Here is a 24,794-nt window from a genome sequence, read left to right as displayed (position 1 = left end):
CGTGAGCACGCCGGTTCTCGAATCCGTCGAAACTCCCATGGGCCCGCCGAATCCCGCACCGGCCGCCGCGCCCGCCGTGGTGGTGGAGAGCCAGCCGGCCCTGGTGGCCCGCGCGGCGCAGCGAGCTTCACGCTCGGCAGTGCGCCGGTCCGCCGCCCGTCCGGCAGCGGTCGCGCTGCGTGCGGCGCAGCGCTCCGCCCAGCGGGAGACGAAGAAAATTCAGGAGGTACGCCGGGCAGCCCACGCCCGCCACGTCGCCGAGGTCAGGGCGGCCGCTCAGCGCCGGGTCGCGGTCCGACGGGCGCTCGCCGCTCGCCGGGCGGCCGCCCGGCAGACCACGGTGGTGGTCAAGCCCCGTGCCGCGGTGCGGCCCGTGGCCAAGCACCGCGCCGCGCCGCAGCGCCGGGCAGTGCCCAAGCGCCGGGCGGTGACCCGGGTACGCACGTCGATGCGGATGTCGTCGGTGATCGCGTACGCCCGTTCGCAGATCGGCAAGACGTACCGGCGCGGTGGTGAGGGGCCGAATTCGTTCGACTGCTCGGGATTCACCAAGCGTGCGTACGCCCAGGCCGGGCTCAGCCTGCCGCATTCCTCCGGAGCCCAGGCGGCCCGCGCCCGGACGGTTTCCCGGGCCGCCGCGCAACCCGGTGATCTGGTCGTGGGGCCGGGGCACGTGGGGATCTACATGGGCGGCGGAATGATGATCGACGCCGGCAACTCGCGGACCGGTGTCGTTTATCGGCGGCTCTACCGGGGGTTGCACATCGAGCGGTTCTAAAGAGTTGGCGCCGGCCGGTGACGAGCCGCGAGAATTCCTCGCATGATCACCGATCACTGGCCACTGTTCGGGCTGCGGCTGCACACGCCGCGGCTCGAACTGCGCGTTCCGGACCTGGCCGACCTCGCGCAGCTCGCCGAGGTCGCCGCCGCGGGGGTGCACGACCCCGGACGGCAGCCGTTCGTGGTGCCGTGGACCGACGGCACCGCCGAGGAAGTGGCCCGCAGCACGCTGCAGTTCCAGTGGCGGATGTGGGGCCAATGGACGCCGGACAACTGGTCGCTGCACTTCGTGACCGTGCACGACGGCCAGGTCATCGGCACCCAGGCGCTCGAAGCCCGGCAGTTCGGCACGCTGCGTGAGGTCGGCACGGGATCGTGGCTGGGCCGCGCTCACCACGGCCGGGGCTTCGGCACCGAGATGCGGGCGGCCGTGCTCGACCTGGCGTTCACCGGGCTGGGCGCGCAGTGGGCGGTCACGGAGGCGTTCGCGGACAACGCGGCCTCGTACGGCGTCTCGCGCAAGCTCGGCTACGCCGACGACGGCATCGCCCGGCACGTGGTCCGCGGCGAGGCGGTGGTGGGCCGTCGGCTGCGGCTGGACCGGGCCGGCTGGGCGGCGGCTCGCACTGTGGGCGTACGGATCGAAGGTCTGCCGCCCTGCCGGCCCCTGTTCGGAGCCTAGGCGCGGGGCAGGGTCAGGCGGACTGTCGTGCCCACGCCCGGCTCACTGTCCAGGTGGATGCTGCCGTGGTGGGCCTCGATGATCAGGTTGACGATCGACAGTCCGAGGCCCGGGCCCGGCGCCGCCATCCGGTCGGCGGCCGTGCTGCGGAAGAACCGGTCGAAGACGTGCGGCAGTTCGGCGGCCGGGATGCCCACCCCGGTGTCGACGATGACCAGCTCCGGTTCGGCACCGGCCGTACCCCGTACGATGATCTCGCCGCCCGGCGAGGTGAACTTGATCGCGTTGACCACCAGGTGGTTCAGCGCCTGGCCCAGCCGCCGGCCGTCGCCGCGGGCGAGCACCGGCCGGTCCATCAGGTTGTGCAGGGCCACGTCCCGGTGCTCGGCCAGCGGCCGGCACGCCGTGGTGACCTGTTGCGCCAGCTCGGCCAGATCCAGCTCGGCCAGGTGCAGCTCCATGCCGCCCTCGTTGAGGCGGGCCACCGTCAGCAGATCGTCGATGAGCCGCAGCAGCCGGTCCGAGTTGCGCTGCATGACCGCCAGGAAACGCTGCGACGTCTCCGGGTCGAAGCCGTCCGCCAGCAGGATCTCCAGATAGCCGCGGATCGACGTCAGGGGTGTCCGCAGCTCGTGGCTCACCCCGGCGAGGAACGAGTCCTTCATCCGGTCGAGCTGGCGCATGCGGTCGGCGACGATCCCGGCATGCTGGGCGTAGCGGCGCAGCTCGAGCTGGACCGCGGTGTGCCGGGCCAGACAGCGCAGGGCACGGCGCTGCGATGCGGTCAGCGCCCGCGGCACCTTGTCGAGAACGCAGATGGTGCCGACGGCGTGGGTGCCGTCGAGGACGACCGGGGCGCCGGCGTAGAACCGGAACTTGTCGCGGGTGACGAACGGGCTCGCCGCGAAACGGGGATCCGCGCCGGCGTCGGGCACCTCCAGCACGTCGTGCTCCTGGATGGTGTGCGCGCAGAACGACTCGTCGCGGGGTGACTCCTCGTAGTCGACCCCGACCTTGGCCTTGATCCATTGCCGCTCGACGTCGACGAGGCTCACCATGCCGACCGGCGTCCCGCAGATTTCCGAGGCCAGCATGGCGATGTCGTCGAAGTCGCCCTCGGGCGGGGTGTCGAGCACCCGGGCCTCGTGCAGGGCGGCCAGGCGGCCTTCCTCGTCGGGCGGAGCAGCGACTCTCACATTCTGATGCTCTCACCGCTTCACGGCATATGTAATGGTTCGGGCCGGTATCCCACATAGCAGTCGGCACCCGTCGCGGAGGGCGGGTGCCGACTTGCTGGACGCCGTGGAGGCGACCGATCGCAACCGAGCACGGGGATCTCTGCCCTGCGCACCCGGTCGGATGTCTGACACCACTATCGCCCGGGGCAAGCCTGGACACGCGCACCACCTGTGCGTTTCTGCATCCGCGCCGGATATCAGGCCGAAAGATGTGTGACACCTCACGCGGTTACCGTCGGCAAACGGGGGAAGTCAGCAACCGGTGCCATCTGGGTGCCGGACGACGTGGAAGGACAACCGAGCATGAGCCTGGAGCGAGCCGAAGCGCCGGATCCGTACGACATCCTGCCGCCCGTCCCGGCCTTCACGCTGACCAGCGTAGACATGGCGGACGGCCGACCGCTCGACGAGCTGTACGCGCACACCAGCGTCGGCGGCAAGAACCTGTCCCCGCAGCTGTCCTGGTCCGGGTTCCCGGCGGAGACCCGTGGCTTCGTCGTGACCTGCTTCGACCCCGACGCGCCCACCGGCAGTGGCTTCTGGCACTGGGTGGCCGTGAACCTGCCGGCCTCGGTGACCGAGCTCGACCGGGGCGTCGATCCGCTGCCGGACGGCGCCTTCACCGTACGCAACGACTACGGCGACACCGGCTACGGCGGCGCGGCCCCGCCACCCGGTGACCGCCCGCACCGCTATGTCTTCGCGGTGCACGCCATCGACGTCGACCGGCTCGAGGTGAGCGCGGACGCCACCCCGGCGTACGTCGGCTTCAACCTGGCGTTCCACACGCTGGCCCGGGCCACGATCCGGCCCACGTACCAGGTCAAGGGCTGACGCCGGGCTCCGGACACGGAGAAGCCCGCCGGATCATGGATCCGGCGGGCTTCGTCGATCGGTACGGGATCAGCCGGGAACCTTGGCGACCACGAAGACCGACTGGCCGAACGGCGGCTTCACGATGCTCTCGGCGGCCTTGGTGACCGGCAGCACGACGCTGTCGTAGACCTTGACCATCGGGCCCTCCTTCGGCGCCAGCTTGAAGATGCTGGTCGCGCCGTAGTAGCCGATGAGGCCCAGGGCGTTCGCGTAGTGCAGCTTCTCGATGGTGAGGCCGGCCTCGGTCATGGCGGCGCGCATCGTCTTCTTGGTGTAGCGGCGGATGTGGCCCGTCGCGATGTCGACCTGGCTCATCGCGAACATGAAGGCCGGCACGATCAGGATGATCCGGCCGCCCGGGCGCACCAGATCGGCCATGCTGCGCAGCGCGCCGACGTGGTCCTCGATGTGCTCGAGGACGTTGTACGACACGGCGGCGCTGTACTCACCGTTCGCCTCGGGCGAGGGCAGCAGCATCTGCCGCACGTCGATGTTGTCGTGGTCGGCCAGGCGCTCCTTGAGCTGCACCAGCCGGTCGGGGTCGGCCTCGGTCGCGGTGAAGCGGGGCAGGTGCTCCGCCCACTCCAGTGCGTAGTCGCCCAGGCCGCTGCCGATCTCGATCGGGTTGTCGCCCAGGTACGGGAGAGCGAGCTCCACGAACCACCGACGGTGGTTCACGGCCGTGGCGAGGCCTTCGAGCACTTCGGACTGGATCCGCTGGTCTCCAGTGATGTCTGCCATAAGTAAGGTTCCCTCGTCTTGCCGATCCGAGCTGACAGCGGGACCGGAAGAGTTAACCATCCGCTGCGCGCAACCGAAAGTTGAGCGGGGGGCGCCCGCTCATTTTTTGCCTGATTGAGACATTGAGCCGTGGGTACCCACCGGCCTTACCCATCATGCACTGTGCGGGCCAGTGAGCGGAAATACATGCTTAGATATCGGGTCGATCACGCCTGCGCCGCCCGTCACAACACTGTTACCAACCTCGGTTAGGCTCGCCGATGCTATGACGATTACGGGTATTGACTCGACAGGCCAGTCGGCCGGCGGGAACGTTCTGCCGCCTGACCCCGCCGCCGACGCCGAAGACCTGGACGCGGAGCTGCGCGCGCTGGAAAGCGAGGTCGCCGCCGCGCCGATCTCGGTCATACCCGCTGTTGACGGTTCGGTCACACCCGCCGTCGGCGTCGAGGCCGGCGGGCAGCCGGAGCCGGCGCCGCGGCCGCGGTGGTGGCGGTCTCTCACCTGGCGAGATGTTCTCGCAATAGTCACCTTCATTGCGGTAGCGATCTTCATCACCGCCCCGTTGTGGCTCAATCTTGATCATGAGTTGCGCGATGATCCTCAGGATCAGGCATTCTTTGAGTGGATGTTGGCGCACGGTGCACGCGTGCTCACGGATGGCGTTTATCCGTTCTTCTCGGATCGCATGAATTACCCCGATGGGGTGAACATGATGGCCAACACGTCGGTGTTGGCCGTTTCGCTGCCGATGACGCCCGTCACTGCCATCTTCGGTCCGCATGTGGCGTTCAACGCGTTTCTTACGCTGGCCTTGGCAGTCACCGGTATTTCGTGGTATTTCGTGCTGTCCCGCCAGTTCGTCAGCTCCCGGCTGGCGGCGTGGGTCGGCGCGCTGTTCGCCACCTTCGCGCCGAGCATGATCTCGCACGCCGGCGGCCACCCGAACATCGTCTCGCAGTTCCTGGTGCCGCTGATCATCTGGCGCACGCTCGCGCTGCGGACACCGGGCCGGACGGTCCGCAACGGGTTGCTGCTCGCGGGCCTGCTGGTCTGGCAGGCGTTCATCAACCTCGAGATCCTCTTCATGACCGCGGTCGGGCTGGGCATCTTCTGCGTAGTGATGGCCGTCACGCGGCGCCGCAGTCAGCCGGGCGAGATCGCCACCTTCGTACGCGGGCTCGGTGTCGCGGCCGGTGCCACGCTGGCCGCGCTGGCCTACCCGCTGTACGTGCAGTTCTTCGGGCCGCAGAGCTACCACGGACTGCCCGAGTTCGTCCGCTACTTCGGGGCCGACCTGGGCTCCTTCACCGCGTACGCGCAGCGCTCCATCGCTGGAAACAGCGTGACCGCGGGCCGCCTCGCCCAGAACGCCGCCGAGGAGAACGCGTTCTTCGGCTGGGGCCTGGTCATCCTCTTCTTCGGCCTGGTCGCCTGGATGCGCCGCAGCGTGACGATCGTGACCCTGGCCGGCGTGGCCCTGTTCTTCGGCGCGATGTCTCTCGGCCCGCGCATCCGGCTCAACGGCGTCGACACCGGCGTTCCCGGCCTGTGGTCGCTGCTGCACAGCGTCCCGATCCTCAACTCGGCCGTGCCGACCCGCTGGGCCCTGGCGATCGCCCCGATCGTCGCCATCATGCTGGCGCTGGGCTGCCAGCGCGCCTCGGACCTGATGAAGGCCCAGCCGGCCGCCCGCGGCCCGGTCCGCGTGGCCATGATCACCGCGGTGGCCATGGCCCTGGTCCCGCTCACGCCGACCCCGCTGCGCACGACCCCGATGGACCCGGTCCCGGCCTTCGTGACCTCGGGTGCCTGGAAGCAGTACGTGGACGAAGACCACACGCTGGTCGCCCTGCCCCTGCCGGACAGTTCATATCCGGACCCGCTGCGCTGGAGTGCCTACACGGGCCAGGACATGCGGATCGTCAGCGCGTACGCCCTGCTGCCGAGCCGCAACCCGCTCGACCCGACGGACCGCTCGGCCCAGTTCGCCCCGCCGTGGCGCCCGACCAGCGGCCTGATGGCGTCGATCAAGCAGGGCAACCCGATCCCGGAGATCACCGAGACCCGGCGCGAGATGACCCTGGCCGATCTGCGGTACTGGAAGGCCGGGGTGGTGGTGCTGACCCCGCAGGTCCGCGACATCGAGATGCTGCGGGCGATGACGCAGCTGCTGGGCTTCCAGCCGACCTGGACCGGCGGCGCCTGGGTCTGGAACGTCCGCAACCTCGTCGACGCGGAGAAGGTCGACCAGTAACCCGACCTGAGGCTGCCTAGCGGAATGTTCCGAGGGCGGTGAATCTGGCGTCCAGATCATCCACCCATTGCGCCGGCGTGCGATGGTCCGGCAGGGAGACCCCGGCCCCGGCCCGCCACAGCGCGTCACCGAGAACGGTGCGCAGGTGCCAGGCCATGACCCGGTCCACGTCCACCCTCATGCCGGACAGCTGTTCGTAGGCCGTCACCGTCGCGGCGAACAGCTCGATACCGCAGTCTCCCGGCAGACAGCGCAGGTCGAACTCGGGTTCGCCGGTGCCCGCCGTCTCCCAGTCGACGACCAGGCGCAGCCGCAACGACTCGGGATCCCAGAGATGGTTGTCGCCGTGGAAATCGCCGTGCACGAGCACGGTCCGGCCCGGCGCGGCGAGCGCCCGGTCAGCCCAGTCACACCAGGCCACCATCCGGTCCCGCTGGTCGGGTCGGATCAGCGGCCCGAGCCCGGCTCGGAGGGCGTCCGTCGAGGCATACGCGGTCGGCTCGGGTAGCGGGCCCATTGCCTCGGACACCGCTTGCAGCACCTCAGGGTCATGCAGAGCGGCCAGGGTCGCAGCAAGATCAGCCGCTACCGCCGGCCGGTCAGCCGGCGTAATGGAGTGCCGCACGTCGAAGAACGGCACCGCGGCCGCTCGGCGCGTGATCAGCATCGCCGGATCGCGGGCCGCTGCCACCACGTCCGGCAGCGGCAACCGTGGTGCGGCCAGCCGAAGCGTCTCCATCAGCCCTACTTGATGGCAGATCCGCAGTGCGGGTGGCTCGGCCCAGGCGAACTTGACCACGAATCGGCCGTCGACAACAGCGGTCGCCGCGCACCACTGGGGGTCGTCGCTCGGCTCCAGGCCGCGAGGCACGATCGTGCCGCCGGCCAGGTCCGGCGCGACCGTACGCAGCGCAGCTCGCAAGGCATCCACAGTCGGCTCGCTGAGCCAGGTCGGTGCCACTACTTGATGCAGCAGCCCACGCAGACCTTGGGCTTGGGCAACGTGAAGGCCAGACAACAAGTCTTGCGCTGCACATCCAGGTTTCCGCCCCGCCCTGGAACCAGCTCGATCAGGTCCTCGACCCCGAGCGTGCCCAGCAGCGTGGCGATCGTCTCCGCCGACGAACCCGGCAGCACATCCGCCGACCGCAGCACCGCGTAAGCCACCCCGGACGACAGCGACCCCAGCAAAGTGCGCTGCCCCAGCCGCACCTTCGTGTGGATCGCCTCCAGCAACGGCGTCAGATGCTCGTCCAGCAGCGAGCGCCGCAGCTCCTCGAGCAGGGCCGCCTCGTCGGCGACGACCCGGACCTGGGCCAGACCGCTCAGCGCCAGCGGGTCGGACGGCAGCACCGCCACCGTGATGTCGCTGCGGAGGCCGATGGTGACCAGCGGCCGCGGGTCGTTGAAGTGCATCAGCACGTCGGTGCCGGTCAGCAGCGGCACCCGGCGGGCGGAGGCCCAACCCAGCACGGCCGGCAGCGCCAGCCAGTACGTGTAGGCCTTCCAGGCCAGTGCGGCCGCGGCGTGCGGCTGGGCCTGCCAGCGTTCGCGGGACGAGTCGAGCAGGGTGTCGAGGCTGGCCCCGGCCAGGTCGGAGGTGGGCTGCCAGCCGGTCGGATCCTGGACCATCAGGTCCGGCGCCAGGCCGGGCAGCTCGGTGCTCGTGCCGAACATCGCCCGCAGAGTCGCGGTCACCGGGGCCAGAGGCTGCGCCGGGTGGGCGGAGTGATCGGAAACGACACGATCCAGCGCGGTGGTCACCGGGGTGCGCCGCTCAGGGAGAGGCAACGCGGCTTCATCCGCTGGATCACCACTGTCACCTCGCCACGCTTCGCTGGTCAGGACGGCCCACCATACCTTGTTAAGGCTAACCTAACCACGCCAGCACAACCCCCACAAACCCGGCCCCAGACAGGTGTTCTTCGAGGAAATACCCCCAGCAAGGGTGACCTAACCGAGCGTTGCGCCGTTGCCGGTTTCGTCAAGGTATCTGTCGGCAACGCGCTACTAGCCCCATGCGGACACCGGAAGACATGGACACTGAAATTCCTGTCGCAAAGGGGACATCCGTGATGACCACCTCGCCTGTCGAGAGGGCTGCCGACCACTTCGTGTCGGCGCTCGCGCAATGGCGGGTCGAGCGCGGGATGACGAAGAAGCAGCTCGCCGCGCGCATGGGGTTCGATCCGTCCTACGTCAGTCACGTCGAGGGCCGCCGGCACAAGCCCACCGAGGACTTCGCCCGGCGCGCGGAGGCGGTCCTGGCCGCCGGCGGCGCGATCTGGCAGAGATTCCAGGAGTACGACGAACTGCGGCACGCCCGCGGCCCCGTCCTGCACCGCGACCCTCCCGTGCCCGCGCAGTGGATGCCGCCGGGCACCGGCCTCATCGTCGAGCAGGAGGTGGCCGAGCTCACGTACACCGAAGGGGCTTATCGGTGTGTGATCCGGCGCGCGCTCTACAACGCCGGGGTGGAACCGGTCACCCGCTATCTGGTGAAGATCTCCGTCGACCGGTATCCGCACGACCCGCAGGGCTCCAACCGCCACCACCGCCAGCATCCGCTGAGCTTCGAGGAGATGGATCTGCGCGCGGTCGCCGGCGAGGGTGCCGCCACCGAGCCGATGCAGTGGCGGCTCAAGCTCGACCGGGACGCCGCCAAGGAGGTCTGGCTGCTCTTCGCCAACGACCACGGCCAGTTCCCGCTCTATCCCGGCGAGCGCACCACGATCGAGTACGCCTACACCGTCGGCGAGGAGAAGTGGGGCCAGTGGTTCCAGCGGGCCGTCCGCCTGCCCACCCGCAACCTCACCGTACGGCTGAACTTCCCGGTCGAGTTCGAGCCGCAGGTGTGGGGGGTCGAGACCTCGCTGGCCGCCGAGGTGCCCGTGCGTACCCCGTTGGAGCGGCACAACGACGCACGCCGCGCGGTCTTCGAGTGGTCGACCGACGCGCCGCTGCTCAACGCCCGGTACCGCCTCGAGTGGCGGTTCCGCGGCGAATCCGCCCCGACCACCCCGGACGAAGGAGTCCCCAAGCCCCGCAACGGTCAGGAGCGCCGCACCAACGGCCATGAGCTGAGAGCGAGCCAGCGCATGCGCGGAATCGGCATTGTGCAGCGCGGCGCGGACCTGCTGCGCCAGCGCGCCCGGCACTTCCAACTGCCCCGGGAGGAGGCGGCCGCCCGCGACGCGGTCGCCGGTCTGCGGGCCACCCTCGAACGGCTGGAGGGACTGCACGACTTCAGCAAGGGAGTGGGACTGGCCGCCTCGCAGATCGGCCTGGCGGTTGCCGCCGCCGTGGTACGCCCACCCGAACGTGGCGCTGAGTCCGTGGTCCTGCTGAACCCGCGGGTCGTCGACGAGTCGAGCGAGACCGATGAGCAGTACGAGGGCTGTCTCTCCTTCTTCGACTACCGCGGCCTGGTGGTCCGGCCGTTGCGCGTCGACGTCGAGCACGCCCGTTTCGACGGGACCCGGGTCATCACCTCCTTCGAGCAGGCCATGGCCCGCCTGGTCAGCCACGAGATCGACCACCTCGAGGGCCGGCTGTACGTGGACCGGATGGTCCCCGGGGCCAACCTCGTGCCGGTCGAGGAGTACCGCCAGACCGGCCAGCCGTGGAACTACTAGTCGGAGAAGCTGTCGTACTTGATCCGTACGGATGGGACCTGGAGCTCGGCCAGGGTCCGCAGGGTGGCCTTGACCATCTTGCCGGAGCCCGAGACGAAGAAGTCATGTTCGTTCCACGGGCCGTAGCGGGCCACGACGTCGGAGATGTTGCCCTGCTCGCCGGGGAAAGTCGGATCGTCGCTGCACGCGGTCACCACCGAGAGCCAGGGGTAGCGGGCGGCGAGCCGGTTCAGCTCGGCCAGGTCGTACAGGTCCTCGCGGGTGCGGGCGCCGAAGAAGACGTGCACCCAGCGGGTCCGGTTGTAGCGGGTCAGTTCCTCCAGCAGTGACTTGATCGGCGCGAGGCCGGTGCCGCCGGCGACGAAGACCGCGTCCCGGGTGGAGCGCCGGTCCAGGTTCATCGAGCCCATCGGCGCGGCCAGCCGGATCATGTCGCCGACCTCCAGCCGGCGCACCAGTGCGCTCGAGACCCAGCCCGCCCCGACCGCCTTGACGTGGAACTCCAGGGTGTTGTCGCGCCGGGGAGCGTTCGCCGGCGAGTAGGTCCGCCACAGCCTGGGCTGGAAGCGCGGGCATTCCAGGCTGAGGTACTGGCCGGCGCGGTACTCCAGCGGCTGCATCGGCATGACGGTGAAGACCGCGATGTCGGTCGCCCGGCGTTCGTGCGCGGTGACCTCGGCATACCAGTACGGCGGGTTGGTGTCGGCCTCGGCGCCGGCGAGCATCTTGGCCGCGATCACCGCGTACGCGTCGGCCCAGGCCTGGTCGTACTCGACGCCCCACTGCTCGCCCGCGAACTGCCGCATCGCCTCGATCAGCGCCCCGCCGACCACCTCGTAGTGGGCTGGTTCCACGTGGAACTTGCGATGATCACGACCGAGCGACCGGAGGTACTCGTCGAACTTCTCCGGATCCTCCAGCGTCTGCACGGCGGTGACGATGGCGTTGAGCAGCCGGGCGCGCTGGACGTCCATGTGCACGGGGAACAGGTCCCGCAGGTCCGGGTGTGACAGGAAGATCCGCGCGTAGAAGTAGCCGGCGACCTTGTCCTGATGCTCCTCGACGAGGCTCCAACTCTCCTTGAGCAAACGAGCGAGGTCTCCCATGCCCTCAGCCTGGAGAAAACACCGGGTAACGCATCGCACCCGAAGTGCGATGTACGCCGCACAATTGCCGACACACGGCGAGTCGCTTGCCCCGATAGGTCCGAATGTGCATGAACGCGATCACTCGAACGGCTGAGCCAAATCTAGAGTGGTGGCGTGACGGTAGCTCTAGATCGGCCCCAGGCCACCCGCAAGCAGCTCCGCCTGGAGATAGTGATCGTCCTGCTGCTGTCCCTGGGCCAGTCCGCGGTCTACGCGGTGGTGTCCCTGATGGCCAAGCTCACGGCCGGCAAGCCGCTGTCCCAGCAGACCGCCACGCTGAACCCGTCACAGTCGCCGCGGCCCTACCTCGATCTCACGTACCAGTTGCTCGGCATCTTCTTCGCCCTGATCCCGGTCCTGCTGGCGCTCTATCTGCTGAACCGCGACCGGCTCGACCCGGCCCGAACGCTCGGCATCGACTTCGGCCGCCCGGCCGGCGACGCCGGCTGGGGCACTGCCCTGGCCGCGGCCATCGGCATCCCCGGCCTGCTCCTGGTGTACGCGGCCGCGACGCTCGGCCTGAACGCCCAGATCGTCCCGGCCGCCCTGCAACCGGTGTGGTGGGCCGTCCCGGTGCTGATCATCGCGGCGATGCAGAACGCGATCCTGGAAGAAGTGATCGTCGTCGGCTACCTGATCACCCGCCTGCGCGAAATGGGCTGGCGCCTCGGTTACATCGTCGCGGCCAGCGCGGTCCTGCGCGGCTCGTACCACCTCTACCAGGGCTTCGGCGCGTTCGTGGGCAACGCCGTGATGGGCGTCGTGTTCGCACTGTTCTTCCTGCGCAAGGGCAGGGTCATGCCGCTGATCGTGGCGCACAGCCTGCTCGACATCGCCGCCTTCGTGGGCTACACGCTGCTCCCCAAGGACTGGCTCAGCTGGCTGTGACCGACCCCCGGCTCAGCGCGCGGTAGTGCACGGTCGCCCGCGCGGCCATGGCCCGCGCGGCGCCCCGGCTGGTCAGCGTGGCGACCAGCAGGCTGGTGCCCGGGAAGAAGTGATTGACCGCCCGGACGGCCGCCCACCCACCGGCCTGCACGGCGATCATCCGGCCCAGCCGCCAGGTGGCGTCGGTGAGCCCGCTGTTGTCGTAGCTGTGCTGCTCGGCCGTGGCGAGCGCCGCCACCGCGTCCTCCCGGACGGGATGAACCCGGGTCAGCACCAGCAGGTCGACCGCGCGCTCGCGGTCGGTCGGATCCAGCCCGTACGCGGCGGCGACATGCAACGCCAGCTCGGCGTGCGTGTAGGCGGCCGCACCGAGCAGGGCGATCGGCGCGTACGACCCGGCGACAGCGGCGAAGACACTGCTGACACTGCCGAACCGGGTGAACTGCGAGACAGCCAGCCGGGCCAACGCGTCCGGTCCGGCGGCGGGATAAGCGGCGCGGGTGCGCGCGGCCCACTCGCCGGCGCGCGGACCGATGGTCTGCAGCGCGGCGAGAGCGAGCAGCTCGGGGGCGTGGCCGGGATCGGCGATCAGCGCGGGCCAGGCCTCGGTCCGCACGCCGGACAGGGTGTCCGCCATGGCGGCGACGGCGGGCGGCAGGGTCGAGGCAACGGGGACGGCAGCCCCCGGCTGCCCCGGGGCCGTAGCCGGGGGCTCGGCAGCCGGGGATGTCGCCTTTTCCTGTACGTCGGCAGCCAGGTTCGACGTGTCGTCGGGCATCAGCTCGTCATCCGCCGAGGGTGCGTTGCCCTTCGCGGCTGATCCGTCGCCGGCAGCCGATCCATTGTCGTTGGCATGTTGCCGGCTCGGCGAGGTCTCGTTCGGCAGCGTCTCGGCCGGCAGCTGCTGCGCCGACGGCGTCTTGGCCGACGGCGTCTTGGCCGACGGCGTCGGGGCCGGCGGCGGCGTGGCGGTGGGTGGCTCATCGGGCACTGTGGTCATGTCCGGGGTGACCACGGCCGGGGCGATCTCCGCGGCGGCTGCCTTGATGGTCGCCGCTGCCTTCTTCGCCGGCCTCGCCGCCTTCTTGACCGGCGCTGCCTCTCCTTGCGCCGCCGTTGCGTGCGGTGGGGTGGCTTTGCGCGGCTGGCGCTTCGCTGGGGTCGCCTTGGCCGGGGGCGCCGTCTTCGTGGCGGGGGCTGCCTTGGCTGGGGGCGCCGTCTTCGCGGCGGGCGTTGCCTTGGCGGGCTGGGCGCTTTCCTGGGCGGGCGCGTCCGTTGCGGCCTGGATGCGGGGCGGGGCCGACTTCGCGGCGGCTTGCGCTCGGCTGCGGCTGGGCGGCTGGTTGCCGGTGCTCGGGCGCGGCGAGCTCTCCCCCGCCGGCGGGGCTGGGGTGGGGGTGGGAGCCGACTTCGCCGGGCGTTGCGGGGCCGTTGCCTTGCGCGGCGTGGACTTCGCTGGATTCCGTTGCGGGCGGGGCGGCGGTGTTGCTTCTGGTGCGTCTGTGCCCGTACCGGAAGAGGTTTTGTCGGCAGCCGGTGGCCGGAAGGTCACCGCCGGGGGCGCCTTCGCCGGTTTCGTCTGGGGAGTTGGCTGGTCAGGCGTGCTGAACGCGGGGTTGGATGTCCGCGGACGGCGCTGCTTCGGCTCGTTCTCCTCCATGCCGAGGCAGCCTAGTCGCGTGGCGGTCATTTCACCTGTTGGAAGACGGTGCGGTCCGTCGATTTCTCCGGATTTCGATGATCGGCGTGGCCTAGGGGCAACCTCTTTGCCGGGCCCCCGGGCGGTCCGGTATCCTCAACCGTCGGTGGCCTGCGAGCCACCGGAGGAGACTTCGCCTAGTCCGGTCTATGGCGCCGCACTGCTAATGCGGTTGGGGTTTTATAGCCCCTCCCGGGTTCGAATCCCGGAGTCTCCGCCACGCACGCGAAAGGGCCGTGAGCTTTACGCTCACGGCCCTTTCGCGCAGGGCGGATCAGCCGGCCCCCTGCTTGGCAGCCTTGGTCACGTGTACGCCGGCACCGAAGTCGACCATCTGCTCGTGGCTCAGCCCCAGGTCCGCCCAGAACTGGATCTGCAGGTAGACGCCCGACGGCTGCTCGACCCACAGAGTCCGGCCGCTGTCGTTGTCGGCCGACTTGGCCAGCACGCCGTCCCGGTCGCCGACCTTGACCTCGGTGCCCGCCGGTGGGCCGCCCTGGTCGCGGCTCTGCAACATGACGGCGATCTTGCCTTCGAAGCTGCGCGGGTCGTACAGCGGATCCTGGGACGGGTCGACGCCGGGCTTGCCCTTGATGCGGCTCGGCGCCAGCACGATGCTGCTGTCGTCGTCGGCCTGCACGAACCAGCCGTCCGGCACCTTGTCGAGGACGAAACCCTTGGGCTGCTTGCCCTTGTAGGACACCAGCTGGGTGGTCGAGACGGTGGTGCCGCTGTCCGTCGCGCCCGGTCCCGGAACGCCGCTGCCGATTCCGGTGGTGAAGACGAAGGCCGCGACGACGGCGGCCGCGGCGAAGGCGGAACCCCCGAGCGTCTGAGCGGTACGGCGGCGGCGCAGCGCCCGGCGGCCCCGGGCCAGGTCGGCGTCCGCGTCGGCCGCGGTGGGGGCGACCGCCGACCCGGCGATCGAGTCGAGCTGATCACGCAGGTCCATCACGAGGTCACTCCTTGGCGAAGAAAGGTGCGATTCTGCTCACTGGGCTGCCCTTGGGCCCGCGTTTGCAAGGCGGCCCGCAGGCGGTCCAGCGCGCGGGCGGTCTGGCTCTTGACGGTCCCTTGCGTGCACCCGAGCGCATCGGCGGTCTCAGCGACATCAAGGTCGTAGAAGTAGCGGAACACAACGGCAGCGCGCATCCGCGGAGGTAGCTCCCGCAACGCCGTCCGCAGCCGCTCATCGAGCTCACCGGGCGGCCCGGGATCACCCGGATGCGGCCGATCGGGCAACTCGGCGGTGGGCCGCTCCCGCCGCCACCACAACCGCCGCCGTTCGTCGACAAGGACATTGACCAGGACGCGGCGTACGTAACCGTCCGGGCTGTGCGCGCGCTGAAAGGCGGGCCAGGCGAGGTACAGCTTGGTCAGCGTGGACTGCACCAGATCTTCCGCGAGATGCGCATTCCCGGCGGTGAGCAGGGTGGCGGTCCGCACCAAGCCGGCCCGGCGAGCCAGGACGAAGTCATGGAACTGCGCATCTCGCTCGCTACTCACGAGCTCTCCTCGTATCTCACAGCCCCCAGACGGATGGGGAGCCGCAAGGGTTGCATGGGCGGGGAGGGGGTCCGGACCGGCTTGGGGGGCGTCCGGGACCGCATGCTAGAGTCGTCGTCTAGCAGGTCCGGGTGCGGCAATGGCCGGGACCAGCGGAAACGTAAGGCAAGCGCCCGTAGCTCAATGGATAGAGCATCTGACTACGGATCAGAAGGTTAGGGGTTCGAGTCCCTTCGGGCGCACAGACTTCAGAAGGCCGTTACCCGCGGAAACGCGGGTAACGGCCTTTCTCGTTCCCATGATTGGCGGGCCGGTTCCCGGTCTCTGGGAGCGTGGTGCTCGGCTGATGCTCCGTCGATCATCCGGACAGATGCTGACCTGGGCTCTTGGGTCCGTCAGCGCGAACGACTTGACCGGCCTGAAGAGTGGAGCGACTGTTCGTCCACCCGGCCGCCTGGTGGCGCGGTGGCTTTGGGGTAGGCCGGTGCCTGCAGAGCTGCGACATTGGTGGCAGCTGGCCGACGGCATGAACCCTAGGATGCTCGACCCCTTGATCCCGCCCCTGCCGATTGCCGACGCGTTGGAGATCCGAAATTTCTTGTCGGCCTGTGGCCGGCGGACGACGGTGAGGAGCCAGGCGAAGTCGACGAGTTGGCCGAGGTTGCCGGAGCACGGAGCTACGCGTTTCATCCGTTGTTCTTGCCGATCGCAGAGGACCATTGCGGGCAGACCACGTTTCGGCGACATGCTCGATTGCTCCGTGCCATACCCGGCGGCCAAGGTCTACGAGGCAGAACCTCAATGGCAGCGCCAGATCGTCGGACGGCCGCGGCCGCCGCCGAGAACGGTGCCACCGATCGTGTTGCCGTCGGCGCTGATCGCCGTCGCCATCGTCATCTCACCGTCGGGGCCTCGCAGCTCGTCAACGGGAACCGGGCCCTTGTCGTCGAGGCCGATCCGTCCGGCCGGCTTCTCCAGGCCGTCCCCGGCCAGCAGGGCAGTACCGTCGGCGGTGCCGGCCCGGGCTCCGAGCTCACCGGCGTCGGGCAGGCTGGCCGTGCTGAACACCGCGCCGTCCTGCAGTACCCAGCGAGTCTCGACGCCGTCGCCGCTGCCATAGACGTACCGGCCCGCGATCGCCCACGCGATCCCGTTCTTGTTCTCATCGCCCCACGGCGTGCCGAGCCCTTCCGGGGTGCCGTCGGGCCACCACAGCATCGGAAACCCGTCGGCCTCGCCGACGATCGTGCCGTCGTCGGCGATGTCGCGCGCAGTCCCCGAGCGCTCGCCCGGCCGGTACACCGGCAGCCGCAACGGGTGCACCGTGCCGTCGGGCGACCAGGTGACAGGGATCGTGTCGTCCGGCTTCGTGCCGTGCACCCATCCGGCGATGACTCCCTTGGCGTTGACGGCGTGCGGGTGGGTCCACGGGTAGCCCTTGACCTTCGCCAGCGGGGTCACCTTCCCGCCCCGCCACACCCAGCCGGTGCTTTCCTCGGCCGGTGTCGTCGAATACCCGACGACCGTGTCGCCGGCCACGTCCGCGATCGTTCCGGTCGCGCCAGTCGGCAGGTCGACCACCTTGCCGTCCCGCCACAGGATCGCCTGTGGGGGGTTGACGTCCAGCCGGCCGCCGACCTGCGCGCCGTCCGGGTCAATGGTCATGACCGTTGCGGGCGCCCCGCCGGGTGTTTTCAGCAGCGTCGGCACGCATCGGCTCTTCGCCTGTGCGGGGGCGGTGCTGTCCGGCGTCCCGGTGGTGTCGTGCGGCCCCGCTCGCATCGGTGCGGTCACCACGAACGTGCCGATCACGGCGAACGCTGCCACCCCGGCTCCCGCGGCGAGCAACGCCCGACCCCGGTTGCGTCGCCGACCGGCGGCCATCGCCTGCTGCACGTCGGCAGAGCTTGGCGGCACCTCGACGGCCAGCATCAGGCCCTTCAGCTCGTTCTCATCCATCCCCGCGCTCCTCAATCGTCGCCAGCATCGACCGCAGCGCCTCCAGCCCGCGGGAGCTCTGGCTCTTAACCGTGCCCACGGAGCAGTTCAACGCCTCGGCCACTTCCTCGATCGGCCGGTCGAGCAGGAACCGCATGACCAGCACGGCCCGCTGGCGCGGCGGCAACCGGCGCAGCGCGGCCACCAGGCTGTCCCGCTCGTCCACCCCGGCGTGCGGGTCATCCCCGGTGACCTCCACCGGCCGCCCGCCCAGCTGCACCCGCGACCATGAGTGCCGCCGCTCGTCGACGACCGCGTGCACCAGCATCCGGTGCACGTAGGCGTCGATGTTGTCGCTGCGCGACACCCGCTTCCAGTGCTGATACAGCCGGGTGATCGTGGCCTGCACCACGTCGTTCGCGCGGTGGGCGTCCCCGCCGCACAGCAGGAAAGCCGCGCGGTGTAACGCTGGCAGTCGTGCCGTCACGTAGCTGACGTAGGGTTCGTCGCCGGCCCGGGAGTCTCCCCGCATCCTCGTCCTTCCGGTAGCCGTTCACTCAACCGACGGTGCCGGCCCCTCGAAAGGTTGAGTTCAAGCGCGCGGTTGGTGCGGCGCCCACTCTTCGACCGTGAAAGACCTCAGCGACGCCGTCCAGGTACGCGCGCAGCCGCAGTTGGTCGGGGCCTGAGCTGCGTATCGCGGTTCAGGCCTTCTTGCTGTCTGGGCCCGCTCGGAGCTCGCCGGTACGGCAGGACGCCGTCGATTTCGCCGTGATGACCGATCCTGATCGCTTCCAACCGAACCGACATAACGCTCAAAGGACCCATAGTTTTGCTGTGTTGTGGATCACTTTCACCTAGGGTTCGGTCGCAGTTCGGCAACTCAGCGTGACAACGGCGCTAGTTGATCAGGACTTTTGTCGGCGTCGTATTAACACTGCGCCACCTTGCGCAACGGTCCACAAGTGACCGTCGTCTTTGCCTGCTCCCGACGGGACATCGAAGCATGCCTGTCCGCTGTTACGCTCGCGCCGACCTAGATCACTAGGTCCTCACGGGAGGAAGTAAGGCGTGCAAATACCACCCCAGAAACGTCAGCACAATGCTGCCCGAAAGCTCGACCACGTCATGGTCGCAATGGCGACTGTGGCGACCGTTCTCTTTTTCCCGAGCGCCGCTCAGGCAGACGAGAAGCCGGTCGTTGCGGTGAAGACAGTGGATGTGAAGGCGCTTGAGAAAGCGACTCTGCGCGCCAACAAGATTGAACTGAAGAACACGAAGTTGCAGGGTCGGGTCAGGGGACACCTCGACAAGCTGGCGCGTGCCGGTCGCCTCACCGACACCGCCGAGGTTCAGGTGGCGGCAGTTCCGGATCCCAATCGGGCCGGAGCTGAGGTTCACCTGCTCTGGGACGAGGGCAAGGCGCCTCACAAACTCACGGTCGCGAAGGTGACGGAGGACAAGGAAGAGACGCCGGTCGGTTTCGGCAGCATCTTCCTCGACACCGCCACTGACGAGAAGATCGCGCCCGCCGGAAACGGGTACGACTACGGCACGGCGCCGAAGAACATGTACCGGTACAAGTACGGCTGCATCGAGCAGTACTGGGAGTCGACCGGGGTCAGTGACCACTACCTCTGGTCGTGCTGGGAGAAGTGGGCGGAGAGCGGAACCCGCCACTGGATCTACAACCGGTTCGGCCGCTTCCACCGGGCCAACTACTCGTGGATTCCGTACACCCGCGAGTTCACCATCCGGTCCCGGCCGTGGGCCGGCTCGGACGCCATCACGTCGCTGAACCAGGCGACGCCGACGGCGAGTGCCACGACGTGCGAGGCCACCCAGACCGTCACCATCGGGGCCAGCGCGGCCGGGGTCAGTGGCCAGATCGGCATCCCTCTGCACCGTTGTGACTCCACCAACCCGGTGGGCACGTGGGGCCGGAAGGAGATCGGCGTCCAGTTCCTGGGCAAGACGTCGAAGGTCGTGCTGTACGGCGACACGGCCGGGGACTACACGGCCAAGGACAAGACGGTCGTCCCGACCTGGGCCGACTACACCTGGGCGGCGGTCGACCGTAAGTACGGCGACCTGAACCTGACCACTCTCGACGAGTTCGTCCGCAAGGACAGTGGCTGGTAACTGGCAATGAGCGCGAAAAACACTTCGCGCGGAGGGGGCAGCCGGTTGTCTTTCAGCCGGCTGCCCTTTGCCGCGATCATCGTTGTCATCCTGGCTGCTGCCATCGCGGTCGCCGGCTTCCTGGACTCCGGGGACGTGAAGACGCAGCCGGTCGCGGAGGCGGCTGCGGAGCCCAAGGATCCCTGTGAGGAAGCCCGCGAGTCGTGCGCGAGCGTGCAACTGCGTGGGCGTGAATGGCGGTACAGCGTCGTCCGGGCAACTACCGATACCAAGCGGACCGTCATTCTCGACCTCGGTGGACCGGGGATCGCGCCGCTGTCCGGGACCTACCACCTGGATGGCTACGCCAAACAGGTCCCGCAGCTCGGCGGCTACAACATGCTCGTCATCGAGGAGCCCTGGGTCACGCAGTCCCTGGACGATTCCTGCGCCGCGGCCGGTACGAAATACTACGAGAGCGTGCGGGCCGGTGCGCAGGACGTCACCGATCAGGCCGCCGCGTTGCATGAAAAGTGCCGGATCGGACAGGGTCGATGGGGATTCACGCCGCAGGACTATGCGGATGTGGTGAGCACCGTCATCGCCAAGGAGTCGCTCGAGGTCGAAGGATTCATCGGCCATTCGTTCGGGGTGGCGCGTTACAGCTATCTGGTCGGTGCCGAAGCGACTCGTGACCTTCGTTGGTCCGTTCTGGCGCGGCCGTTCCCCATCGGTGTGGATGCCGCGTCCTTCGCATCGCGGCGAACGGAACTGATCGAGAAATCATTCGGTCAGACCCCTCGGGTCTTTTCGCAGGCGTCCGCACCCTCCCGTTCGCTGCCGGTGACGAAGTTCGATGTCGCCTCGGCGATCGTGGGCTTGAGCTACGCCGCCGAATCGGAGAAGGGGGAAGCCGCCGAAGCGGTGACCAAGGACCACGATCCGGAGGTTGTCGGCCGATTCTCCGACAACATCTGGCACCGTTACGGCACCAACTCCGTATCCCCCGCTTTCCTGGCGCAGCTGGACGAGATCTGCTCGGCCACCACGTCGAGTGAAAAGCTGAAGGCGGGCCTGTCGCGGGACGCGGCGTCACAGATTGTCGCCAAGCTCATGCTGCCCTGCGCCGGGGAGCCCTCGAGAAAGCTGTCGCTGCCGAAAACGACGACCTGCGTGATCTCGTCCGATACGGACCCTGTGGTCGCCGGCGGCACCGCGGCAACCCTCGTGAAACGGGTCGTGCCCGGGGCAGTCGTCTACAAGTCCCGGGTGGCGTCGCACCGGTCCCAGGACGGGCTGTCGTTCTGCCTGAAGCAGGTGCTGAAAGCACGATGAGTTCGGTGGGCGGAGAGCAGGCTACGGGTCGTCGTCTGCTCTCCGTCCGCTTTCCGGCCGGTGAGGTGCTGGTCAACGCGTGATGGTGACGGCTGTGCCGTCAGTTCCCAGATCGGCGACGGCGACTTCACCGGTGCTCATCGCGGCCATCCAGGTGAGTTTGTGCGGGCCGGGCCCGATGTCCGGGGGGATGTGACCGGGCAAGGTGAACTCGATACTGTCGTGCCCCGCAATGCTGGTCTGCGTGCAGTTGATGCGTTGCCAAGGCCCGGTGTCCACGTCGGCGACGCCGAGGCGGAAGACGGGGCATGAGGACAGCGGGTAGTCGCGCTCGAAAACGTTGTCGATCCGTACGGTGTAGGTGAAGTCTTGTCCCAGGCGCAGAACCGCGGGCGCCCGGAGCTTGGCGTTGAGGGCGGCGTAGAGCATGGGCGGCTCGACGAACCAGGGGCTGACGTCCGCGCCGCAGATCCCGGTCAGGCGTCGCGAGCTCGGCAGCGGCAACTTCTTGGTGCCGACAGTGAGCATCAAGGCGCGGTAGGAGCGGGGCTTCTGCCCGACCGGGCACTTGTCGCCACGGATCTGCAGCCGGGCCGGCTCCGCCGGGTCGATGGTGGCCGGGAACTGGCGAGTGATGCTGTTGTCGAGCGGGCCCAGGTCAGCGACGGCGATGGGCTCCGAGGCGCCGGTGGCGCTGTTGACCCCGGACAACTGCGGTCGGCCGGACAAGGTGCAGCGCTCGCTGTTGTTCGGCCGGAGCGCGAGTCCGGTCGACAATCCCCACGGCGCCGACTGCACAAGCCATTCCACCGAGCCGACGTTGTCGAGCCGGCACGGCTGCCGCTCGGGGCGCGGAGAACGGCGGAGCAGCTGCGGCGCGGCGACGGGCTCGGCACTGACAGCCGTGGTCGACGGGGCCGGGTCCTGTTTGATGGCGCCGGCGCCGACGACGGCCGTACCGGCGACCAGCGTTGCCGCGGCCGTGACAGCCAGCAGTCGCCGGCGTCGGCGGCCGGTGATGCCGGCCTCGACCCGGGCCACCGGGTCGGGCCCAGCGGTGACCGGCGACGGTACGGCATGCATCGCGGCGCGCAGGTCCGATTCGATCGTCTGCGGGTCGATTCTCATCGGGTACCTTCTTCTACCGGTCGCAGGTGGGCATCGGAGGTGAGCTCGCGGCGCAGCCGGGTGAGCGCCCGGGACGCATTGCTCTTCACTGTTCCGGTCGAGCAGCCGAGGGTCTCGGCGATCTGAGCCTCGGACTGGTCCAGGTAATAGCGCATCACCATGACCGCGCGCTGCTGGCGTGGCAGGCAGTCGAGCAGCCGGAACAGGGAGTCGTCGGTAGGCTCGACGCCGGTCACGCCGACGTCGGGGGTGTCACCGACCAGGCGTTCCCGGCGCAGCGAACGGACCCGGTTCAGATAGCGGTTGGTGATGATCCGGCGCAGGTAGCCCTCCGGGTCGCCCTGCCGCTCGATGCGCCGCCAGGCGATGCCGGTGCGTTCGAGAGCGTCCTGCACCAGGTCCTGGGCCAGGTGGGCATCGCCGGACAGCAGGTACGCGTAACGCAACAGCGCGGCGTGTCTGCTGCGCACGAATTCGGCGAAGTGATCCGGTGCTGCCCATCTCATCACGGACTTAGGACACCTCAGCAGCTCGGTCGGTTGTCACAGTGGCGAACTTTCTGAAAACGAGAACTGGGCACCCCTTCCGGGATGCCCAGCTTCGTCGGTCGTGCTCTCAGCTGATGCCGTACGCGCGATAGATCGTCACGTCCGTGTAGCCGCCGCTCTTGTACGTGGCCCGCGCCCGCAGTGACACCGCGCCCGAGGCCGGGTTCGGGACCACGGCGGTCCAGACGCCCTTGATCTTCTTGACCTTGACCGTGCGCCAGGTCTTGCCGCCGTCCGCCGACATCTTCACGCCCAGCGACTTGAACCTGGGGTTCTTGCCGCGCTTGGCGTCCGGGTCCTGGGTGTAGCGGTTCAGCTTCAGCGCGACGTTCGTGGTTTTGCCGCCCGCCTTGTTCCAGCCGTTGAGCCCGGTCGGCACCATCGTGACGGAGTTGACCTCGGCCAGGGCGTTGCTCTTCGGCTTGGTGTAGAAGCGGTAGCTGACCACGCTCTTGGTGGAGAGCATGCCGGCCGGGTACCTGATCTCCGGGTAGTACCGGGTGGCCGTGTTGGTGAGCGTGTACCAGCCGGCCTTCTTCACCTTGTAGTCCAGGACCGTCATGTCGGGCTCCCAGCCCCGGTCCTTCTTCGTCTTGACCGTCTTGCCCTTGAAGGACAGGGTCGCCGTCGCCTTGTCGCCGCCTTCGCCGCCGGTGTCGTTGCGGGTGAAGGCGGGGTCGGTGAACATCTCGTTCAAACGGAACGAGACCCGGCCGTACAGGGTGGTCGGCAGTTGGGTGCTCGGGCCCCAGGCGGCGTTGTAGAAGCGGACCGTGGACGACTTGCCGCCGGCAACCTTGCGCTCGGCGAAGTACGAGCCGATGTTCCAGGTCTCGCCGTTCCTGGTAGCCGCGGAGGTGCCGGACCGGATGTGCCAGGCGCCGGGCGTCAGCTTCAGCTTCGCGCGGGACGGCCGGTCGGTGGACCACAGACCGCTGTACATGTCGTCGGCGCAGCCGCGCTTGATCGGCTGCACCGCCACATCGGTGTTGTTCGAGCCGGCCGGGCCGAGGTTCGACACCACGGAGACGGTGCCGAGCGAGGAAACCTTCAAGGTCCGGGTCGGCTTCTTCGGTACGCCGGTCGTCTGGTGCACGACCGCGTACGCGTCCGCCAGCGCGGAGCTGTCGCTCCACGTGCCGAGCGCGGCGAAGGCGATCTTCTTGGAGGTGGTCGGGATGACGTACACGGTGTCGCCGTACGCCTCGACGTTGTAGCTCGCGCTGGTCTTGGTGCAGATCCGGGCGCTGAGGTTGCGGGAGAGGCCGGCCGGCGCCGGGCTCACCGCGAGGTTGACCCGGCGGCCCTGGCGGGCGTCGACGGTCAGCTTGGCGGATCCGGATACCTTGACCGTACGCCCGCCGAGCGTGGTCGTGCTGCCGCTGGTGATCGAGGTGAGCACGGCGTAACTGCCCTTGGGCAGCTTCTTTTTCTTGTTGCTGCGAACCGTGTACTGCGAGCTGCTGGCCAGGTTGACCACGGTGGCGGAGACCGAGACCTTGGCCCCGGAGCGGTTCAGCACGGTGAGGGTGAGCGTGTTGGTCGCGGCCACAGCGGCGCCGCCGGTGCTGAGCACCAGGGCGGGAACCACGGCGGAGACGGCCAGATACCGTCCGAGACGGGCACGGCTGAAGGTTGAGAGCACTGTGACTTTCCCCTTGGTTGGAGGGGTGACGTCGGCCGTACGTCCGGCCCGACATCGAGAAGAGGTGCCGGTGATCATGTCACAGCGGTGCCCGTCGCGTTGTCCCTCCGAGTGCCGTCACCAACCACAGTGGACCCGGCGTTGTCGCTAGCGCTGCCCGGGCCCGGGCAGCAGGTCGATGGTGTCGGCCGACATCGGCTGATCGCACGCCGAGCAGTGCAGCTCCACGTGCGCGATCTCGCCGCACGCGTGATGCCGGTACAGCACCGGTGGTCCCGCCTCGCCGGCCGTCCACCGATCGCCCCACTTGACCATGACCATGAGCAGGTCGACGAGCTCAGCGCCCTTCGGAGTCAGCACGTACTCGCTGCGAGCGGGCCGTTCCGAATACTGCTGCCGGGCCAGCACGCCGGCCTCGACGAGCAGCTTGAGCCGCTCGGTCAGCACCTTGCGGGAGATGCCGAGGTCGGCCTGGATCTCGTCGAAGCGGCGGATGCCGACCCATACGTCCCGCAGGATCAGCGGTGACCAGGGCTCGCCGATGACGTCCAGGGTGCGGGCGATCGAACACGCCATCTCGCCGAACTGGGTGCGCTGCATCGGCCCAGGTTAGCTCTACCGGGTTCCTT

Annotated in this window: 23 protein-coding genes and 2 tRNA genes; 10 read left to right on the top strand and 15 right to left on the bottom strand. The window is 68.9% G+C overall.

Annotated elements, in window-relative coordinates; translation table 11 throughout:
- Window positions 1–37: 37 nt before the first annotated feature.
- Entirely contained in the window at window positions 38–778 is a 741-nt protein-coding gene (locus AB0C12_RS10785; protein WP_360546402.1) for an NlpC/P60 family protein, read from the top strand.
- 42 nt (window positions 779–820) lie between these two features.
- The gene (locus AB0C12_RS10780) at window positions 821–1,462 is read left to right on the top strand and encodes a GNAT family protein (protein WP_360546400.1); all 642 of its coding nucleotides are present in this window, start codon (window positions 821–823) and stop codon (window positions 1,460–1,462) included.
- Here AB0C12_RS10780 and AB0C12_RS10775 read toward each other — a convergent pair.
- The gene (locus AB0C12_RS10775) at window positions 1,459–2,658 is read right to left on the bottom strand and encodes an ATP-binding protein (RefSeq protein WP_360546398.1); all 1,200 of its coding nucleotides are present in this window, start codon (window positions 2,656–2,658) and stop codon (window positions 1,459–1,461) included. The genes AB0C12_RS10780 and AB0C12_RS10775 overlap by 4 nt on opposite strands.
- 345 nt (window positions 2,659–3,003) lie before the next feature.
- On the opposite strand from AB0C12_RS10775, the gene AB0C12_RS10770 reads away from it, so the two are divergent.
- Window positions 3,004–3,534 (top strand): YbhB/YbcL family Raf kinase inhibitor-like protein, encoded by a 531-nt coding sequence (locus tag AB0C12_RS10770; RefSeq protein ID WP_360546396.1) that lies wholly within the window; start codon window positions 3,004–3,006, stop codon window positions 3,532–3,534.
- Between the two features lie 69 nt (window positions 3,535–3,603).
- Here AB0C12_RS10770 and AB0C12_RS10765 read toward each other — a convergent pair whose 3' ends face one another.
- Window positions 3,604–4,317 (bottom strand): class I SAM-dependent methyltransferase, encoded by a 714-nt coding sequence (locus AB0C12_RS10765; protein ID WP_360546394.1) that lies wholly within the window; start codon window positions 4,315–4,317, stop codon window positions 3,604–3,606.
- Window positions 4,318–4,582: 265 nt separating this feature from the next.
- Here AB0C12_RS10765 and AB0C12_RS10760 point away from each other — a divergent pair, with 265 nt between their 5' ends.
- Complete coding sequence (locus AB0C12_RS10760) at window positions 4,583–6,574, top strand: hypothetical protein (RefSeq protein ID WP_360546392.1); 1,992 nt, start codon at window positions 4,583–4,585, stop codon at window positions 6,572–6,574.
- A gap of 16 nt (window positions 6,575–6,590) precedes the next feature.
- Here AB0C12_RS10760 and AB0C12_RS10755 read toward each other — a convergent pair whose 3' ends face one another.
- Both AB0C12_RS10755 and AB0C12_RS10750 read right to left on the bottom strand, forming a co-directional pair.
- A complete protein-coding gene (locus AB0C12_RS10755) occupies window positions 6,591–7,505 on the bottom strand; it encodes a phosphotransferase (protein WP_360546390.1) in 915 nt (304 codons plus the stop codon).
- A 29-nt stretch (window positions 7,506–7,534) separates the two neighbouring features.
- Window positions 7,535–8,251, bottom strand: a complete 717-nt coding sequence (locus AB0C12_RS10750) for a hypothetical protein (protein ID WP_360547116.1) — start codon at window positions 8,249–8,251, stop codon at window positions 7,535–7,537.
- Window positions 8,252–8,649: 398 nt separating this feature from the next.
- Between AB0C12_RS10750 and AB0C12_RS10745 the strand changes: the two genes are divergently transcribed.
- Entirely contained in the window at window positions 8,650–10,209 is a 1,560-nt protein-coding gene (locus AB0C12_RS10745; protein ID WP_360546388.1) for a peptide deformylase, read from the top strand.
- On the opposite strand, the gene AB0C12_RS10740 is transcribed toward AB0C12_RS10745, so the two are convergent.
- Window positions 10,206–11,315, bottom strand: a complete 1,110-nt coding sequence (locus AB0C12_RS10740) for a globin domain-containing protein (RefSeq protein WP_360546386.1) — start codon at window positions 11,313–11,315, stop codon at window positions 10,206–10,208. The two genes, AB0C12_RS10745 and AB0C12_RS10740, sit on opposite strands and share 4 nt — an antisense overlap.
- A gap of 156 nt (window positions 11,316–11,471) precedes the next feature.
- Here AB0C12_RS10740 and AB0C12_RS10735 point away from each other — a divergent pair, with 156 nt between their 5' ends.
- Window positions 11,472–12,245, top strand: coding sequence for a type II CAAX endopeptidase family protein (locus AB0C12_RS10735; protein WP_360546384.1), 774 nt, complete (start codon window positions 11,472–11,474; stop codon window positions 12,243–12,245).
- On the opposite strand, the gene AB0C12_RS10730 is transcribed toward AB0C12_RS10735, so the two are convergent.
- Window positions 12,232–13,245: a hypothetical protein gene (locus AB0C12_RS10730; protein ID WP_360546382.1), complete on the bottom strand. Its 1,014-nt coding sequence runs from the start codon at window positions 13,243–13,245 to the stop codon at window positions 12,232–12,234. The two genes, AB0C12_RS10735 and AB0C12_RS10730, sit on opposite strands and share 14 nt — an antisense overlap.
- Before the next feature lie 825 nt (window positions 13,246–14,070).
- On the opposite strand from AB0C12_RS10730, the gene AB0C12_RS10725 reads away from it, so the two are divergent.
- A tRNA-Ser gene (locus tag AB0C12_RS10725) sits at window positions 14,071–14,164 on the top strand.
- A gap of 54 nt (window positions 14,165–14,218) precedes the next feature.
- Here the strand turns inward: AB0C12_RS10725 and AB0C12_RS10720 are convergent.
- Both AB0C12_RS10720 and AB0C12_RS10715 read right to left on the bottom strand, forming a co-directional pair.
- The gene (locus tag AB0C12_RS10720) at window positions 14,219–14,896 is read right to left on the bottom strand and encodes a hypothetical protein (protein WP_360546380.1); all 678 of its coding nucleotides are present in this window, start codon (window positions 14,894–14,896) and stop codon (window positions 14,219–14,221) included.
- The gene (locus AB0C12_RS10715) at window positions 14,896–15,450 is read right to left on the bottom strand and encodes a SigE family RNA polymerase sigma factor (protein ID WP_360546378.1); all 555 of its coding nucleotides are present in this window, start codon (window positions 15,448–15,450) and stop codon (window positions 14,896–14,898) included. Before AB0C12_RS10715 ends, AB0C12_RS10720 begins: the two co-directional genes overlap by 1 nt.
- A 169-nt stretch (window positions 15,451–15,619) precedes the next feature.
- On the opposite strand from AB0C12_RS10715, the gene AB0C12_RS10710 reads away from it, so the two are divergent.
- Window positions 15,620–15,692: transfer RNA gene (locus AB0C12_RS10710), tRNA-Arg, on the top strand.
- Between the two features lie 556 nt (window positions 15,693–16,248).
- Here AB0C12_RS10710 and AB0C12_RS10705 read toward each other — a convergent pair.
- The 3 genes from AB0C12_RS10705 to AB0C12_RS10695 all read right to left on the bottom strand — a co-directional run bounded on the left by AB0C12_RS10705 (window position 16,249) and on the right by AB0C12_RS10695 (window position 18,819).
- On the bottom strand, window positions 16,249–17,409 hold the full coding sequence (locus AB0C12_RS10705) for a hypothetical protein (RefSeq protein WP_360546376.1): 1,161 nt from the start codon (window positions 17,407–17,409) through the stop codon (window positions 16,249–16,251).
- Window positions 17,402–17,920, bottom strand: coding sequence for a SigE family RNA polymerase sigma factor (locus tag AB0C12_RS10700; RefSeq protein ID WP_360546374.1), 519 nt, complete (start codon window positions 17,918–17,920; stop codon window positions 17,402–17,404). The genes AB0C12_RS10705 and AB0C12_RS10700 overlap by 8 nt, the downstream gene beginning before the upstream one ends.
- Window positions 17,921–18,432: 512 nt before the next feature.
- Entirely contained in the window at window positions 18,433–18,819 is a 387-nt protein-coding gene (locus AB0C12_RS10695) for a hypothetical protein (protein ID WP_360546372.1), read from the bottom strand.
- Between the two features lie 18 nt (window positions 18,820–18,837).
- Here AB0C12_RS10695 and AB0C12_RS10690 point away from each other — a divergent pair, with 18 nt between their 5' ends.
- Window positions 18,838–19,530, top strand: coding sequence for a hypothetical protein (locus tag AB0C12_RS10690; protein WP_360546370.1), 693 nt, complete (start codon window positions 18,838–18,840; stop codon window positions 19,528–19,530).
- A 45-nt stretch (window positions 19,531–19,575) separates the two neighbouring features.
- Entirely contained in the window at window positions 19,576–20,844 is a 1,269-nt protein-coding gene (locus AB0C12_RS10685) for a hypothetical protein (protein ID WP_360546368.1), read from the top strand.
- A gap of 72 nt (window positions 20,845–20,916) precedes the next feature.
- Here the strand turns inward: AB0C12_RS10685 and AB0C12_RS10680 are convergent, their stop codons facing one another.
- The 4 genes from AB0C12_RS10680 to AB0C12_RS10665 all read right to left on the bottom strand — a co-directional run bounded on the left by AB0C12_RS10680 (window position 20,917) and on the right by AB0C12_RS10665 (window position 24,765).
- Entirely contained in the window at window positions 20,917–21,972 is a 1,056-nt protein-coding gene (locus tag AB0C12_RS10680; protein WP_360546366.1) for a hypothetical protein, read from the bottom strand.
- Window positions 21,969–22,478, bottom strand: a complete 510-nt coding sequence (locus AB0C12_RS10675) for a SigE family RNA polymerase sigma factor (protein ID WP_360547114.1) — start codon at window positions 22,476–22,478, stop codon at window positions 21,969–21,971. The genes AB0C12_RS10680 and AB0C12_RS10675 overlap by 4 nt, the downstream gene beginning before the upstream one ends.
- Before the next feature lie 109 nt (window positions 22,479–22,587).
- Window positions 22,588–24,165 (bottom strand): hypothetical protein, encoded by a 1,578-nt coding sequence (locus AB0C12_RS10670; protein ID WP_360546364.1) that lies wholly within the window; start codon window positions 24,163–24,165, stop codon window positions 22,588–22,590.
- Between the two features lie 147 nt (window positions 24,166–24,312).
- Entirely contained in the window at window positions 24,313–24,765 is a 453-nt protein-coding gene (locus tag AB0C12_RS10665; protein WP_360546362.1) for a helix-turn-helix domain-containing protein, read from the bottom strand.
- Window positions 24,766–24,794: the final 29 nt, after the last annotated feature.

Source organism: Actinoplanes sp. NPDC048967, from assembly GCF_040649415.1.
GTDB lineage: Bacteria > Actinomycetota > Actinomycetes > Mycobacteriales > Micromonosporaceae > Actinoplanes.
Note: the sequence above shows the minus strand (reverse complement) of the source record. Positions and strands in the feature narration are given on the sequence as shown.

What these genes read in the sequence shown, in the direction of transcription:
- AB0C12_RS10665 (WP_360546362.1), bottom strand. Translation starts at nt 24,765, where the DNA reads ATGCAGCGCACCCAGTTCGGCGAGATGGCGTGTTCGATCGCCCGCACC.
- AB0C12_RS10740 (WP_360546386.1), bottom strand. Translation starts at nt 11,315, where the DNA reads ATGGGAGACCTCGCTCGTTTGCTCAAGGAGAGTTGGAGCCTCGTCGAG.
- AB0C12_RS10770 (WP_360546396.1), top strand. Translation starts at nt 3,004, where the DNA reads ATGAGCCTGGAGCGAGCCGAAGCGCCGGATCCGTACGACATCCTGCCG.
- AB0C12_RS10765 (WP_360546394.1), bottom strand. Translation starts at nt 4,317, where the DNA reads ATGGCAGACATCACTGGAGACCAGCGGATCCAGTCCGAAGTGCTCGAA.
- AB0C12_RS10705 (WP_360546376.1), bottom strand. Translation starts at nt 17,409, where the DNA reads ATGGATGAGAACGAGCTGAAGGGCCTGATGCTGGCCGTCGAGGTGCCG.
- AB0C12_RS10700 (WP_360546374.1), bottom strand. Translation starts at nt 17,920, where the DNA reads ATGCGGGGAGACTCCCGGGCCGGCGACGAACCCTACGTCAGCTACGTG.
- AB0C12_RS10760 (WP_360546392.1), top strand. Translation starts at nt 4,583, where the DNA reads ATGACGATTACGGGTATTGACTCGACAGGCCAGTCGGCCGGCGGGAAC.
- AB0C12_RS10745 (WP_360546388.1), top strand. Translation starts at nt 8,650, where the DNA reads ATGACCACCTCGCCTGTCGAGAGGGCTGCCGACCACTTCGTGTCGGCG.
- AB0C12_RS10750 (WP_360547116.1), bottom strand. Translation starts at nt 8,251, where the DNA reads ATGTTCGGCACGAGCACCGAGCTGCCCGGCCTGGCGCCGGACCTGATG.
- AB0C12_RS10780 (WP_360546400.1), top strand. Translation starts at nt 821, where the DNA reads ATGATCACCGATCACTGGCCACTGTTCGGGCTGCGGCTGCACACGCCG.
- AB0C12_RS10680 (WP_360546366.1), bottom strand. Translation starts at nt 21,972, where the DNA reads ATGAGAATCGACCCGCAGACGATCGAATCGGACCTGCGCGCCGCGATG.
- AB0C12_RS10730 (WP_360546382.1), bottom strand. Translation starts at nt 13,245, where the DNA reads ATGACCACAGTGCCCGATGAGCCACCCACCGCCACGCCGCCGCCGGCC.
- AB0C12_RS10675 (WP_360547114.1), bottom strand. Translation starts at nt 22,478, where the DNA reads ATGAGATGGGCAGCACCGGATCACTTCGCCGAATTCGTGCGCAGCAGA.
- AB0C12_RS10720 (WP_360546380.1), bottom strand. Translation starts at nt 14,896, where the DNA reads ATGGACCTGCGTGATCAGCTCGACTCGATCGCCGGGTCGGCGGTCGCC.
- AB0C12_RS10785 (WP_360546402.1), top strand. Translation starts at nt 38, where the DNA reads ATGGGCCCGCCGAATCCCGCACCGGCCGCCGCGCCCGCCGTGGTGGTG.